This is a genomic window from Actinomycetota bacterium, assembly GCA_030650795.1.
GTDB lineage: Bacteria > Actinomycetota > Actinomycetes > S36-B12 > S36-B12 > UBA11398.
In genome coordinates, this window is sequence record JAUSDJ010000040.1 from 28,876 (window position 1) to 42,976 (window position 14,101).

General features: G+C 59.1%; 14 protein-coding genes. 3 read left to right on the top strand and 11 right to left on the bottom strand.

What is annotated here, in order from left to right:
• Nucleotides 1–7 precede the first annotated feature (7 nt).
• The 3 genes from Q7L55_12090 to Q7L55_12100 all read left to right on the top strand — a co-directional run bounded on the left by Q7L55_12090 (nt 8) and on the right by Q7L55_12100 (nt 2,727).
• Complete coding sequence (locus Q7L55_12090) at nt 8–1,048, top strand: LLM class F420-dependent oxidoreductase (protein ID MDO8733289.1); 1,041 nt, start codon at nt 8–10, stop codon at nt 1,046–1,048.
• Nucleotides 1,049–1,125: 77 nt separating this feature from the next.
• Nucleotides 1,126–1,512 carry an OB-fold domain-containing protein gene (locus tag Q7L55_12095; protein ID MDO8733290.1) on the top strand — a complete coding sequence of 129 codons (387 nt, stop codon included), beginning with the start codon at nt 1,126–1,128 and terminating at the stop codon, nt 1,510–1,512.
• A gap of 18 nt (nt 1,513–1,530) precedes the next feature.
• Entirely contained in the window at nt 1,531–2,727 is a 1,197-nt protein-coding gene (locus Q7L55_12100; protein MDO8733291.1) for a thiolase family protein, read from the top strand.
• Here the strand turns inward: Q7L55_12100 and Q7L55_12105 are convergent, their stop codons facing one another.
• From Q7L55_12105 to Q7L55_12155, 11 genes are all read right to left on the bottom strand, one after another.
• Nucleotides 2,728–3,387, bottom strand: coding sequence for an NUDIX hydrolase (locus Q7L55_12105; protein ID MDO8733292.1), 660 nt, complete (start codon nt 3,385–3,387; stop codon nt 2,728–2,730). It abuts the gene before it with no gap.
• Between the two features lie 14 nt (nt 3,388–3,401).
• Complete coding sequence (locus Q7L55_12110) at nt 3,402–4,154, bottom strand: SDR family oxidoreductase (GenBank protein MDO8733293.1); 753 nt, start codon at nt 4,152–4,154, stop codon at nt 3,402–3,404.
• Complete coding sequence (locus Q7L55_12115) at nt 4,151–5,008, bottom strand: NAD(P)-dependent oxidoreductase (GenBank protein MDO8733294.1); 858 nt, start codon at nt 5,006–5,008, stop codon at nt 4,151–4,153. The genes Q7L55_12110 and Q7L55_12115 overlap by 4 nt, the downstream gene beginning before the upstream one ends.
• A gap of 21 nt (nt 5,009–5,029) precedes the next feature.
• Entirely contained in the window at nt 5,030–6,208 is a 1,179-nt protein-coding gene (locus Q7L55_12120) for a thiolase family protein (GenBank protein ID MDO8733295.1), read from the bottom strand.
• A complete protein-coding gene (locus tag Q7L55_12125; protein ID MDO8733296.1) occupies nt 6,205–6,636 on the bottom strand; it encodes an OB-fold domain-containing protein in 432 nt (143 codons plus the stop codon). Before Q7L55_12125 ends, Q7L55_12120 begins: the two co-directional genes overlap by 4 nt.
• A 26-nt stretch (nt 6,637–6,662) precedes the next feature.
• Entirely contained in the window at nt 6,663–8,171 is a 1,509-nt protein-coding gene (locus Q7L55_12130; protein ID MDO8733297.1) for a fatty acid--CoA ligase family protein, read from the bottom strand.
• 194 nt (nt 8,172–8,365) lie between these two features.
• Complete coding sequence (locus Q7L55_12135; GenBank protein MDO8733298.1) at nt 8,366–9,553, bottom strand: acetyl-CoA C-acyltransferase; 1,188 nt, start codon at nt 9,551–9,553, stop codon at nt 8,366–8,368.
• Nucleotides 9,550–10,650 carry an acyl-CoA dehydrogenase family protein gene (locus tag Q7L55_12140; GenBank protein MDO8733299.1) on the bottom strand — a complete coding sequence of 367 codons (1,101 nt, stop codon included), beginning with the start codon at nt 10,648–10,650 and terminating at the stop codon, nt 9,550–9,552. Before Q7L55_12140 ends, Q7L55_12135 begins: the two co-directional genes overlap by 4 nt.
• A gap of 23 nt (nt 10,651–10,673) precedes the next feature.
• On the bottom strand, nt 10,674–11,783 hold the full coding sequence (locus Q7L55_12145; protein MDO8733300.1) for an acyl-CoA dehydrogenase family protein: 1,110 nt from the start codon (nt 11,781–11,783) through the stop codon (nt 10,674–10,676).
• Complete coding sequence (locus Q7L55_12150; GenBank protein MDO8733301.1) at nt 11,776–12,786, bottom strand: DUF2889 domain-containing protein; 1,011 nt, start codon at nt 12,784–12,786, stop codon at nt 11,776–11,778. The genes Q7L55_12145 and Q7L55_12150 overlap by 8 nt, the downstream gene beginning before the upstream one ends.
• Nucleotides 12,787–12,870: 84 nt before the next feature.
• Nucleotides 12,871–14,082, bottom strand: a complete 1,212-nt coding sequence (locus tag Q7L55_12155) for an MFS transporter (protein MDO8733302.1) — start codon at nt 14,080–14,082, stop codon at nt 12,871–12,873.
• Between the last annotated feature and the right edge of the window lie 19 nt (nt 14,083–14,101).

Below are 14,101 nucleotides of genomic sequence, written 5' to 3' on the forward strand. Positions count from 1 at the left end.
AAGCACGATGCGACTGTCCTACACCCTGAGCTACACCCAGGATGTCGTTGCACTGACGCCAGTGATCCAAGATCTCGAGTCCGCAGGACTTGATCTGCTCTGGCTGCAGGAGGCCTACAGCTTTGACGCGGTTTCCGCGCTCGGCTATCTGGCGGGGAAGACCTCGACCATCGGGCTGGGCTCGGCGATTCTCAATGCATACAGCCGCACACCGGCCGTGCTGGGCATGACCGCGGCCGGTTTGGACCACCTCAGTGGCGGCAGATTCCACCTTGGTTTGGGAGCCTCCGGGCCTCAGGTCGTCGAAGGCTTCCATGGCATGCCCTACTCAAAGCCGCTGACGCGTACCAAAGAAGTCGTGGAGATCGTGCGCAAGGTGGTAGCTCGCGAGGTCGTGGAATACACCGGTGAGACAGTGAGTGTGCCGTTGACCAAGGAAGCCGGCGGCACCGGCTTGGGCAAGCCCCTGAAGCTGATCAACAAGCCTGATCGCCCAGTCGTGCCGATCTATCTCGCGGCTCTTGGCGATAAGTCTGTTGAGACCACCGCAGAAATTGCTGAAGGCTGGCTGCCCTTCTTCTGGGTGCCCGAGAACGCCCAGCGAGTATTCGGAGCCTCGCTCACCCCTGGTCTTGCGAAGCGATCTGCCGAACTGCCTGCCCTGGACATCGTTGCCAATACCACCGTTGCCATCGGGGAGAATCTGGACCGCGAGGCTCTGCTTGCTGGCATGCGCAATCACATCGCGCTCTACGTCGGCGGCATGGGAGCTCGCAACGCGAACTTCTACAACGATCTGGCTCAGCGCATGGGTTGGGTTGATGAAGCACTGGCAATCCAGGAGTTCTTCCTGACCGGCAAGCGCGAAGAGGCCGCCGCCGCCGTGCCACAGGCCTGGCTGGATCAAGCGACTCTGGTCGGTTCGGCTTCATTTGTGGCCGAGCGTCTGGCCGCCTACCGCGAGTCCGGAGTCACGAGTTTGGACATCACCATCCCCGCTGGAATTGATCCACTATCGACGGTGGAGCAATTACGGGCAATGATGTAACCAATTGCGGGAATAGCCCCCCAAGGACTGCTGTTTATGCCTATGTTCTAGGGGACCAATACGCCTGAGGAGGACCCTTGTCGATTCCCATCGTCGATTATTTGGTGCTGGAGCCAAAGCCACATCTCGTTGCGCAGGAGTGCACAGCGTGCAAGGCCAAGGTTTTCGGACGCCACAACGCTTGCCCAGCCTGCTTCAATGAGAGCTTCGCTGAGTACGAAGTACCTACCACCGGAATCCTCAAGACTTTCACGATCGTTCAGTTCGCCGCCAAAGGCATCCAGGTTCCGTATACGACGGGGATTGTCAACTGCGGCGGAATGGATGTCGCCACGAACATCACAGGAGTCGAAGCCCTGCCTGAGAACATCACGCGCGGCATGGAAGTTCAACTCACCACATTTCCACTTGGCACAGACGCCGGCGGCGTTGAGGCCATCGGTTTCGGCTTCGAGCCGGTTTAAGGACGAGAGGTACTCAACATGAGCGAAAACGTATGGATTCTTGGCATTCACATGACGCCGTTCGGCAAGCATCCCGACAAGGACGTCCTCGATCTGGCCTCAGAAGCAGCATTGGCAGCCATGAAGGACGCCAATGTCACCATGAAGGACATCCAGATCCTTGGCTACGGCAACCTGATGGGTGGCACTCAAGGTCAAAGCCTGCAGAAGAACATCGGCCAGACCGGCATCCCCGTGTTCAACGTCTCGAACGCCTGCGCAACCGGAGCAACGGCTCTGCGTGCAGGTGTCATGGCGATCAAGGCCGGCGAGGTTGACTACGCCCTTGCAGTCGGTGTCGAGAAGATCTCAGGTGCTGGGCTCCTGACCGGCAACTCTGCCGGAGCCCTGCCGGAGAACTGGACACCGAAGGGACGTCAGGGCGCGATCATGCCGCTCGATGGTCGCATCGGCACCACGGGCATGGCCGGACTGTTCGCGCAGATCGGCTTTGCCTACAACGACAGCGACCCACGGGCGGACTTCGAGCTGTTCGCACGCATCGCTGAGAAGAGCCACTCACACTCAACGCTGAACCCGAATGCTGCGTACCAGACTGCGATGAGCCTGGAGCAGATCATGAACGACCCAATGATCTCCTACCCGCACACTCGGTCGATGTGTTCGGCCAACTGTGATGGTGCAGCGGCCGCAGTCCTCGTCAGCGAGACCAAGCTGCGTACGCTGCCGCTGGAGCAGCAGCGTCGTGCGGTCAAGGTCAGTGCATCGATCATCGCCACCGACCCGTGGACAGATGGCAATCAGGAACTAGCCGATGTCAACACGGTTACGCGCAATGCTTCAAAGGCCGCCTACGAGCAGGCTGGCATTGGCCCGGAGGATCTCGACCTCGCCGAACTGCACGACTGCTTTGCTGCTGCAGAGCTGGTGCACTACGACAACCTCGGGCTCTGTGCACCTGGCAACGCGATCGACTTCTTCAACTCTGGCGCCACCTGGCGCACAGGCAAGATGCCGGTGAACGTCTCTGGCGGCTTGCAGTCGAAGGGTCATCCCATCGCTGCCACCGGTATCGCGAACGTCTGGGAGGTGGCAACTCACCTTCGCGGTGAAGCCGGTCCTCGTCAGATTGAAGGAGCCAAGGTCGGTCTGGCCCATGTCATCGGACTCGGATCAACTGCTGGCGTCCACATCCTCGAGAAGAGCGGGCTGTAATCAGCTGAAGCGCTCAAACACCCACGGCCGGTCACCCATTAGCAAACGGTGCCGGCCGTTGGTGTTTTCGGAAGTTGGATGCTCAGCATCACCATTCCAAACCACGGTCGGACGTTCGGCAACAGTGACGACGAAGCTTTCAAATAGTGGAGCCTCACCAGCGGTCACAGAGGCCAAGGCGTCTGTGACCGAGGCGCATCCCGTGAATCGACTGATCGACACGAATGTCGGTGGCATGAGGTCAATGTCTCCACGCTGATGGCGGTCTATCGCTTCAGCTGGCGTCAGCCACGCATGCTCAACAATCTCACCCTGAGCGATCTTGATCTCGTCTTCCTGAGGTGCAGCACCAATGAAGAACCAGGTATGAAAGCGCCTGGGAGCCTGAGGCGGCGGCAGCCAAACCGAGAAATGCTTGAGATTGGCAGCACTGACCACAAGTCCGGTCTCCTCCAAGGTCTCCCGCTCGGCTGCGTGTCGAGCAACATCAACTTCGGCATCGTCCTCGCCTTTGACATCAGCAACTTCAATGCGGCCACCGGGGAATACCCAGGCGTTTGCGAAAGACCCGTGCTGGGGGCGCTTCAGTAGGAGCAACTCCATGCCGTTACTGCCATCGCGTACGAGCACAACTGTTGCAGCCGCTTGCAGTTCTGCCATGAAGTCCAAATCTCCTAGATCGACAAAGCGGCTCCGCCGCTGACCCTGTATGTCTCACCGGTGATGAAACTGCCTTCTTCAGAAATCAAGAACAACATCATGTTGACGATGTCTGCGATCGAGCCAAGTCGATGAATTGACTGCATGTCGTTAACGATTGAAGTGATCATCGGTTCGGGTAGATCGGCCATCGCGCTCGGGGTGGCCATCAATCCCGGTGAGATCGCGTTGACCCGAATGCCAGCATCAGCGAACTCGCGAGCGAAGGCAATCGTGAGCCCGCGCACCGCGAGTTTTGAAACACCATACGGCGATGTCGAGGAGTTGCTCGCCATCGACGACAAACTGATGATGTTGCCGCCGCCTCGGCTGCGCATGGACTCAAGACATGCCAGGTTGCAATTCACCACACCCATGAGGTTGACGTCGAAGAGTGCCCGGACATCAGCGCGATCAAGGGTGGAGAACGGCAGGTTGTACTTGGTCAGATGCAGCCCAGCATTGTTGATCAGGATGTCAACGCCACCGAATTCCGCAATGGTCTTGGCCACAGCAGCATCTACGGCTTCGGCACTGGCGACATCACAATCCACGGCTAGTGCGCGGTAGCCCGCCGATTGAAGTTTGGCCACAGCTTCCTCTGCGGCTGGCATGTTGATCTCAGCGATGACAACAGCTGCTCCTTCGGCAGCAAGGGCCTCCGCAAATGCGTAGCCGAAACCGATTGCGCCGCCGGTGATGAACGCGACCTTGCCCTGATGCTTCATGAGTCTCCTTTAGACGCGGTTTGCTCATCGTTGCCGGTCACGAGACCTGTTTCCATCAGTTTCACAAAATCAACTGCGACAGAAATAACCTGAGGGTCCGAGCCAACGAGGGATTGCAGGATGCGCACATCCTTTGCCAGGGCCGGCAGGGCCGCCCCGCGAGCCATCATGTCGACTGTTCCGCCACGGGCAAAGGTCGCAAGCGCATAACTCTGACCCGAGCTGGTCATAACTGTCTTCAGTGCCGCGGCCCGATCGATGCCCAATTGATCTGCGATCTCAAGCATCGAGTTGGTCAATCCGAGTTGTGCGGTGAAGATCGCGTTGTTCATGAGCTTGGTCTTCTGACCCGCACCTACCGTACCCAGACGCACCGAATTCGCGCCGATCACCTTGATCAATGCATCGACTTCCTCGCAATCTTCCGGAGAACCCCCGAGCATGATCGTGAGATCGCCTTCGGCTGCAGTCACCGGGCCGCCACTGATTGGCGCATCAATGAGCCGCAAGCCCATGGCTTTGAGTCGTACATCAAGGTCCTGTACATACTCCGGAGCCACGGTGCTGTGCACCAAGATCACAGCCCCTGGCTTGAGGCCTTGGACTACGCCGTCTTCACCGAACAGAACATCATCAACGGCAGCCGCATCAAATACGCATAGCCCAACGACATCGCTGTTGGCACCCAGTTCAGCAGGCGTAGTTGCACGCGTGACATCGGTGGGGAAGTCGACAGTGACTTCTGGGCGGCGAGCCCAGATCGTCAGCGGCAGGCCCGCGCGTGCAATCGTCTGCGCCATTGGCAGCCCGATGCTCCCCAATCCGATGAATCCGTATCGTGTCTGTGGCCCCATCGGAACAACCCCTATCCACGCTTAACTTGAGAATTCCTTGGTCAACAACATTGCACCCGCGATGGGGCCACCACCGTTTGCCGCAACAATAACCTCGGCATTGGGGATCTGTCTTTCCCCTGCCTCGCCTCGCAACTGGGCAACTGCCTCGTACACATGGCCGTAGCCGTGCAGTCGACCTTCAGACAATTGACCACCATGGGTATTGATGGGTAGCTCACCAGTGCGTGCGATGCGCTGGCCGCCTTCAATGAAGGATCCACCCTCACCTTGCGCGCAGAAGCCAAGTGCTTCTATCCACGCCAAGGTGATGATGCTGAAGCCGTCGTACAACTCGGCAACATCCACATCGGCAGGCTTCAAATCAGTGCGCGACCACATCTGCTTGGCAACACCTTGAGCCATCATCGATGTCATGTCCGCGTACTGATCCCAGGACGGGCGACCGTACTGTGCAGTGCCCACTGCATTGATGAATCCGGACGGCTTAGGCGCATCCTTGGCGTAATCAACATGCGAGACCACCATCGCCGTTGAACCATCGACAGGAACGTCGCAGTCGAGCAGGCACAAGGGGGTCGAGATCATTCGTGCATTCAGGTAGTCGTCCATCGTGATGGGGTCGCGGTAGACCGCACGAGGGTTGACGCCGGCATTGGTACGGCAGGTGAGCGCGATTTGACCGAGCTGCTCCTTGGTTGTTCCGTACTTGTGCATGTGCAGCTGCGCGACCTGAGCAAACCAGTTCGTTGCGGACACTGCACCGAACTGCGAAAGGAAGCCGCCAGCACGAGTCATGCCACCGGCAGGATTGCGCCCGGCTATGCCCTGCATGGTGGATTCAGTCACTGTTCGAAAGACCAGCACGTGCTTTGCCAGACCTGCGGCAATGGCCATCGATGCTTCGATGATGGAACCCAACTGTGCTGAGCCCTCGCCCGAGCCGTAGAGGAAGTTGATATCCAGGCGCAGCGCATCCTGTACTGCGACGGCTGAGGGACCACCGAAGCCGCGAGACATGATTGCGTCCCCGCCGGGGTAGGTAGCCACGCCGTCGATGTCATCGCGCGTCAGACCGGCATCTGCAATTGCTTCCAGCGCAGCGTCGAGGGTGAGATCCATTGCTGTGCGACCAAGGCGGCGACCCGATGCAGAGCGACCAATGCCGCTGATGAATGAAAGACGCTCGGGATTGCTCATGCTGGTGACCCTTCTGGCACGAATGTGGGGTACCAAACGTCGTCGCGAGCGAGAAAACGCACCTCGACTTTCATCCCGATGATGTTGGGATCTTCCAGATCGACACCAGCCAGCAAGGTCGTCAAGCGAAGGTCGTCCTGCTCTTCCATGGTGACGATGGCAATGATGTACGGCGCTTGCCCGGGTACCCACTGCTGGATGTTGACCGTGTAGGTCAGCACGGTCGCCTTGCCCGATACGGGATCGGGCTGCATGTTTGCCGACAGGCACCTTGGGCAACGAGGCGTTGGCGGATGCGAGTAGTAGCCGCAATCCTGACAATGCTTGAACCGCAGTTTGCCGTCCTCACCGCTGGCCCAGAAGAAGCTGGTCTCCGGATCATCCTGAGGTGCTATGCGCACCGTGAGAATGTCGAGGTCGATGGCCAAGGTGATCTCCTTGTTGACGTGCGCGGCTATTGATCTTCCACATGTAGTGCAAACTCAGCAACGAGATTGCGTCGCAGGAGCTTTCCCGTCGCTGTCTGCGGAAGTAGATCGTGACGCAGGCGAACATAGTCGGGGGTCTTGGATGAGCGCAGTTTTTCGCGACAAAAATCCTTGATCTCTTGTTCAGTCACCGACATGCCCTCGCGTACGACAACGAAGGCAGCGATGCGCTGCCCCCACTCCTCGTCAGGCACGCCAGCAACTGCACACTCAAGCACTGCCGGGTGTCGGTGAATAACCTCTTCGATTTCTGCCGGAGCCATGTTCTCGCCGCCGCGAATGATGGTGTCATCGGTGCGACCCTCAATGAACAGGAAGCCACCAGAATCAAGCCATCCGCGGTCACGAGTGTTAAACCAGCCCGCATCATCAACCACTCGACCACTCTCGAGGTACTCGCCGGAGACCTGCTCGCCCGCGACCCAGATTGCACCCGGCTCACCAAACGGCAGCACTTCATCGTCGCCATCTCGAACTTCCATCTGCACCTGGGGCAGAACCTTGCCGACGGACCCAAGACGCGCACGAACTTCAGGGTCGGTGCTGTTGAAGGACTCGCGGTGATCCTCTGGGCCAAAGACAGCGACCGAAGACGCGGTCTCCGTCAGTCCGTAGGCGTTGACGAAGCCAACGTTGGGGAACAAGCCGAGGGCACGCTCGAGTGTTGCCTGCGCAATGCGCGCACCCCCGTAGCTCAAGCCGCGCAGAGTTGGCGGGGCTTGGCGACCGGTTGCTTCCATGTGCTCCACGATGCGCGAGAGCATCGTGGGCACGACCATCGCGTTGGTGACACCTTCGCGCTCCACCGTGTCGAGCCAGTTCTCTGGGGTGAAGCGATCGAGATAGACCACGCGACGGCCTGCGTAGAGATTGGAGAGCAGGTTGGCGACTGCTGCGATGTGATACGGCGGCACCGAAACGATCATCGCGTCCGAGGGATCAGCACTTGCGAAGTCAACTGAGCCGAGCACATAGGCGACCAGGTGCTTGTGCCGCAGCACTGCACTCTTCGGCGCAGAAGTCGTGCCACTGGTCTGCAGCAGAATCGCGATATCTTCAGGATCCGGCTCGGAGTCGAATACGGGCACATCACCGGCGCTGGTCACGGCCAGCCAATCCTCGAAGGTCACCACGACCTGAGCTGCGCCTTCGGGCACCAAGCTCGGGTTGTCGGTAACAATGTAGGGCGCAGGCATGCCCATGATGGCCTTGTGGATGTACTCCTCAGCAAGGCGGTAGTTCAGGGGCAGGAATTGCAGGCCGGCGAAGGAGGCCGCGAACAACGCGATTGGGAATGACGGGCCATTCTCACCACAGAAGATCACGCTCTTTGCGCCCGACGCCTGGATCAGCGCACCACCGCGCGCGGCGGCTGCGCGAAGTTGGGCATAGCTTGTGCCGTCGTTCAGGCTGCCGACCGCGATTCGGTCGTCATACCCGCCGGTAACCATTTCCAACAGCGTCAGCAGATTCACAGCAACTCCTTGTATTTCAACATGGGGACAGACTTCAGATTCGTGCTCACAGAGGGTGTCCGGCACGGATCTGCTGGAAGGCAGACGAGGGTAATCGCAGGGCCATTCGCAAGGTGGTCACCCTACGGTAAAATTGCCTGTGCTGGCTATGCGATCCCACAAAGTGAGCGACACTTCACATGCGAAATTAGCGCTTACAGACGCTCGATAATCAGACCATTTGCAAGGCCGCCGGCCTCGCACATGGTCTGAAACCCGTAGCGTCCGCCCGTTGCTTCCAAGGTCGTCAGCAACGAAGCCATCAGACGTCCACCGGACGCACCCAGAGGATGGCCAAGAGCGATGGCTCCACCGTTCTGATTGACCTTCTCGATGTCAGCGCCGATGTCCTTCAGCCAAGCAAGCGCAGGCGCAGCGAAGGCTTCGTTCACCTCGAATGCGTCGATGTCCGACAACTTCAATCCGGCCTTGGTCAGGGTCTTGTTCGTAACCGGAATGATGGCCGAGAGCATCTCAAGAGGGTCATCGCCAATGACGGACGAGGCAACGATACGCGCCCGCGGGGTCAGGCCCAAAGTCTTGAGCATCTGCTCGCTGACAATCATGACAGCGGAGGCGCCATCGCTGATCTGCGAAGCATTGCCAGCAGTAACTGACCATTCGATTTCCGGGAAGCGCAATTTCGCCTCGTCGTTCATGAAGGCTGGCTTCAACGCGGCAAGGCCTTCCAGGGTGCTATCTGCGCGAATGCCGTCGTCAGCTGACACCACGGTGCCATCGGCGAGGGTGACAGGCACGATCTGCTTGGCAAGCAGGCCAGCCAGTTGTGCGGCTGCAGCGCGCTGGTGCGATTGCAGTGAGTAGGCGTCCATGGCCTCGCGCGACAGACCCCAACGAGCCGCCACCAGCTCCGCTGAGATCCCCTGATCCACCAGGCCGCCGCCGGCGTATCGAGCAGAGACAGCTGGCCCGAATGGATCTTCGCCATTCTTGTTGCTGAACATGGTCGTTGTGCTCATCGACTCAACGCCAGCACCAATGACGAGGTCATAGGCGCCCGCTTGCACTCCCTGAGCGCCGAACACCACAGACTGCATGGAGGACCCACACTGGCGATCAACGGTTGTGGCTGGCACCGACTGCGGGAAGCCCGCCGACAGCACAGCACTGCGCGTGATGTTGTTGCTCTGGCGCCCGATCTGCGTAACGCAGCCGCCGATCACATCATCGACAAGCGCAGGATCAAAGCCATTACGTTCCACAAGCGCGCGCAATGGAACTGCCATCAGATCTGCAGGGTGCACCGAGGTGAGAGCACTACCGTCGCGTCGCATCTTGGCGACCGGGGTGCGAACAATGTCAACAATGTAGGCCTCGCTCATGCGGTCAACCCCAGAATCTGCTGCAATTCATCACGACAGGAGAGAGCATCGCCGAACAGCACCTCATCTGTCTTCACGCGCCGCAGGTAGAGGTGTGCGACATGCTCCCAGGTGAAACCGATTCCACCGTGCACCTGAATCGTTGCCTCGGCGACCCACGGCGCGAAACGAGCGCAGTAAGCCTTCACGACGAGAGCCTGCTCGTGCAAGGCCGCAGTGTCTTCTGGCTGAACCAACGAAGCTGCAGCCACTGCAGCGCGCATTGATTCAACATGTGCGAACATTTCTGAGCAACGGTGCTTGATCGCCTGGAAGGCGCCGATCGGCTTGCCAAACTGCTCGCGAGTTTTCGCGTAATCGACAGAGATCTCCATCAGCCGCTCCGACATTCCCAGCAGTTCAGCACTGGTTGCGATGCGTCCAAAGGAGCGAAGTGACTTCAGCCCATCGGTGAAGTCACCGCCGATGCGGGTCCCCTCGGTGCCTTCAAAGGTGACAAGTGCGGTTGGCCGGGTGAGGTCGAGTGCGTCCTGAGGGTTGACGACCACGCCACCCGCATCTCCGTCTACAACGAACAGGCCAGTGCCATCCGGTGTGCTGGCAACAACGAGGAATCGCGAGGCAATACCCGCGTTCAACACGGCAGTCTTTGTGCCGTAGAGCCCCCAATATGTCTCATCGCGAGCAAGAGTGTGAGTGCCTGCTCCGTCGAGGCCGGCGAAGGCCATGATCTCGCTGCCGTCAGCCAAGCCTGGCAAGTACTTCTTGAAGGCTTCTTCGTCGCCAGTGAGCTGGATGGCCAAGGTCGACAGCACGCTGGAGGAGAGCAGCGGTACTACCGCGAGTGCGCGGGCGGCTTCCTCCAGGGCGACCGCCATTTCGGCCATTCCCATGCCTTGACCGCCGAACTCTTCTGGAATCAGCAGACCAGCGACACCAAGATCGGCAGCCAGGCCCTTCCAGGTGCTGGCGTCCAGACCTGTTCCGCTGTCGATGACAGCGCGCACTCGGGTCTCAGGTGATGCATTGGTCAAGTAGTCACGAACACTGGCCCGGAATTCGGCACGTTCTGCTTCTGTTGTCGTTGCGTTCTTCACTGTAGAACCTTTCCTTGTTGCAATTAGTCGCGAGGAAGACCGAGAACGCGGTCACCGATGATGTTCTTCACGATGTCCGAGGTGCCGGCGGCGATAGTCGCCGAGCGGGCGCTCAGATATCCGAGGGTGGCGCTGTTGTTCTCGCCGGTGACGCCTTCAATTCCAGCAAGGCCCATCACGACGGTGTCAACGCGCTGGCTGAGCTCGCTCCACACCATCTTGATCACAGACTGCTCAGAACCCGGAGTTCCGCCCTGCGCAATCTTGTTCAGCATCTGACGTGCCATTGCACCGAGCACACGAGCTTCGACGTACATTTCGGCAAGTTCATCGGAAACCACCGGCGAGACTCGCACGTCTCTCTTTGCCACTTCTTCGATCAGTCCTCGAATCCGTTGCTCAAGACGGCCAGCGAACACGGCTACACCGGCACGTTCGTGACCAAGGGTGGTCATCGTGACCATCCAGCCCTCGTGCAATGGCCCAAGAAGGTTCGCAACCGGCACGCGAACGTCGGTGAAGAACACTTCAGCGAATTCAGCACCACCATTGATCTGCTTGATCGGTCGCACTTCAACGCCAGGAGTCTTCATCGACAAGGTGATGGCTGAGATGCCCTTGTGCTTGGGCGCATCGGGGTCAGTACGCGCGAGCAGTTGCATGTGGCTTGCGTGCATGCCATTCGATGTCCAGACCTTCTGCCCGTTGATGACGAACTCATCGCCATCGATCACAGCACGAGTGCGCAGCGAGGCAAGATCTGAACCTGCGCCTGGCTCGCTGAATCCCTGACACCACACCTCATCGGTGCTGCCAATGCGAGCTACCGACTTTTGCTGCTCCTCATTGCCGAACTTCATCAGCGTGGGAGCCACGTTCTTCAAGCCGATCATTCCGGGGATCTGCGGAGCGCCCGAAGCCGCAACGACATCCTCGATCGCAAGGACATCCATGGTGCCCAGTCCGCGGCCGCCGTACTTGAGTGGCCAACTCGCTGTGGCCCACTTGCCTTCAGCCATCATCCGCTGCCAATCGCACAAGGCATCCCACGAGGTATCCCCGTTCCACTTCGCCTTCCACTTGGGCAGAGCGTCACCAAGCCAGGTGCGCAACTCGGCTAGTAGGTCATCCATGGTGGGCCTCACTTTCACTTAACTGATTCAGCATTGGCGTGGCGGAACGAAGAAAACGCATGGCGTCGTTGAGATGGGTGCATCCGAGCTCACTTCGCAAATGCGCTCGAACTCCTTCATCGATCTGACTGCCTGATCGCCCCTCAAGCAGCCCAACATGCTCGGCTGCAAGCGGACAATCACCCATAGGAAGAGTACGTGGCTCGGCCTTTGCATCGGCAAGCAGGCCGTCGGCATCCAGTTGGGCGCGCACGACATATTCGTGCAGGGCAGCGTCGTCATCGATGGCCTTGTGCAAAGAGTCGCGAAACCACATATTGAGCTCGGTCGTGCCGTCGCTCTGAGGAATGACATCGAGCAGTCGACGACGCTGCATGGAACCTGCAGGCAACTCGATTTCGTCATGCCAGTCACCCTCGCGCGCGACCAGTTCCTTGATCGTCATCGCAGGCGGGAGGTCGCCAAGAATGCTCACGCTGGAGGCCATGGCCGCCACGCCGCCAGCCATCCATCCGGCACAAGTGCCAACCTGAGGCGAATTTGCGAGCATGCCTGGAATCTGCGGCTCGGAGACGATGCGTCCATAGCCTGCGATGTGTCGAATACCCGAGAGGTCATCAAGCAACGCGCCGACCAGCGATGAGTCGGCAATCGGAGGTTCCAGGCGCGAGAGCTGGGCTCTGAATCCTGCACCTATCGACTTGCCGCGCAAGGCCTCTGTGAGCGATCGAGTTCCGTACTCGTCAGTGACCTCGATGCTTTCGAGATTGCCCATTGGATCGACCTGAGCGCTCAAGCGACCACTACGAGAGCTGAGGAGCTCGCCGTCGGCGCCGAAGGCCGCATCGCGTGCGACGCCTTCAACGGCAAACCCTGACCACTGCGGACCAGGTGTGGCACTGAGTGTCGCGGTACGACGAACGGAGTTGGGTCGGCGTGCCCATAACTCGTCAAGAGGCTGAGTAATACCGCGGGCAAGCGGTACTCCGACTGGATTGGTCACTGTTGTCCTGTCCACGTGAACTGCCGATGATCACCCATAGGCGTTATTTAACGTAGCAGTTGGCCTGGTTTGATATCGGGCAATTCACGAGCTGGCGGCGGTCACTCGGGTGTATCGAGGAAGCACCAAACCCACAAGCACAGCAAGGCCAATCATCGAGCAGATGGCGCCGGCGCCGAACACCGCGCGGTAGCCGCCGAAGGCTGCCGCCAGGCCAACAACAAGTCCGCCGATCCCCTGAGCGATGTCGAAGAACATCGTGAAGGTGGAGATCGCCGAGGGCCTGGTGCGGTCATCAACATTGCTGAGCACCAGAGCCATCAATCCGGGGTATTGCAATGCGATGCCAACGGCCAGCGGGACCATGGCCAGGTACAGCCCGAGCCAGCCAGGCGTGATCGCCATGATGCTCAAGCCGACCACAATCGAAACAGTGGCTGAAATACCGGTCACGCGCGGGCCGACGCGATCGGGAACCCGGCGACCAAAGAGCCGAACGGACAGCACGATTGCGGAGTAGAAGAAGAACAACCACTGCACTTGGTAGTAACCAAGAGTCGGGGCGTAGAGCGGAAGGAAGGCGTTCATTCCCACCATGCCAACGATTCCAAGTGCCAAGACGACTCCCGGAAGAATTGCCGGCAAGTAGAAACTGGGCGGCTTGTTCTCACCTGTGAGAAGACTCTGATCAGCGATGCGGATATCAGACTTGCGAAGAGTAAAGACCGGCAACGCCCCCAGGAAGGCGATGACTCCGGCTGTTCCAAAAGCCGCTTCGTAGCCAGCTGAGTTGTAGATCAACTGACCAACGACCGGACCGATAGCCAAGCCAATGTATGGAGCAATCGAAAAAACACTGGCAGCTTCGGCTCGACGGAATTCACTCACCCATGCCATCACCGATGACAGCATCGCGACCATCATCGCGGCTTGCGCCGCACCGAGCATCAGTCGAAGAACGATGAGGATTGCCACACTCGGGGACAGCGGCATCAGCGCAATGCTCAATGCCCCCAGCGATGCTCCACTCAGGATGACCGGCACTGCGCCGTACTTATTGATGCGGGGGGTGATCCACGGTCGCACCAGGATTGCTGAAATCGCTTGAACAGCAACGACAAGTCCGATTTCTACATCGGTTCCACCAAGCTCGTGATGCACGAATACCGGCAGGATCGGCAGAGTCATGCCAACGCCCATGAAGAAGGCAAAGCCAGCAACCAGAATAAGGAAGAACTTCAAGGTAACGAGTGGCTCTACCTGTCTGGCTGCAGTCGAACGCGTGCGGATACGCACAGTCATACTCCCAATTCAG

Excerpts from the sequence above, each read along its gene's own strand:
- Q7L55_12145 (MDO8733300.1), bottom strand. The coding sequence starts at position 11,783 with ATGGATGACCTACTAGCCGAGTTGCGCACCTGGCTTGGTGACGCTCTG.
- Q7L55_12115 (MDO8733294.1), bottom strand. The coding sequence starts at position 5,008 with ATGGGGCCACAGACACGATACGGATTCATCGGATTGGGGAGCATCGGG.
- Q7L55_12090 (MDO8733289.1), top strand. The coding sequence starts at position 8 with ATGCGACTGTCCTACACCCTGAGCTACACCCAGGATGTCGTTGCACTG.
- Q7L55_12110 (MDO8733293.1), bottom strand. The coding sequence starts at position 4,154 with ATGAAGCATCAGGGCAAGGTCGCGTTCATCACCGGCGGCGCAATCGGT.
- Q7L55_12120 (MDO8733295.1), bottom strand. The coding sequence starts at position 6,208 with ATGAGCAATCCCGAGCGTCTTTCATTCATCAGCGGCATTGGTCGCTCT.
- Q7L55_12135 (MDO8733298.1), bottom strand. The coding sequence starts at position 9,553 with ATGAGCGAGGCCTACATTGTTGACATTGTTCGCACCCCGGTCGCCAAG.
- Q7L55_12100 (MDO8733291.1), top strand. The coding sequence starts at position 1,531 with ATGAGCGAAAACGTATGGATTCTTGGCATTCACATGACGCCGTTCGGC.
- Q7L55_12105 (MDO8733292.1), bottom strand. The coding sequence starts at position 3,387 with ATGGCAGAACTGCAAGCGGCTGCAACAGTTGTGCTCGTACGCGATGGC.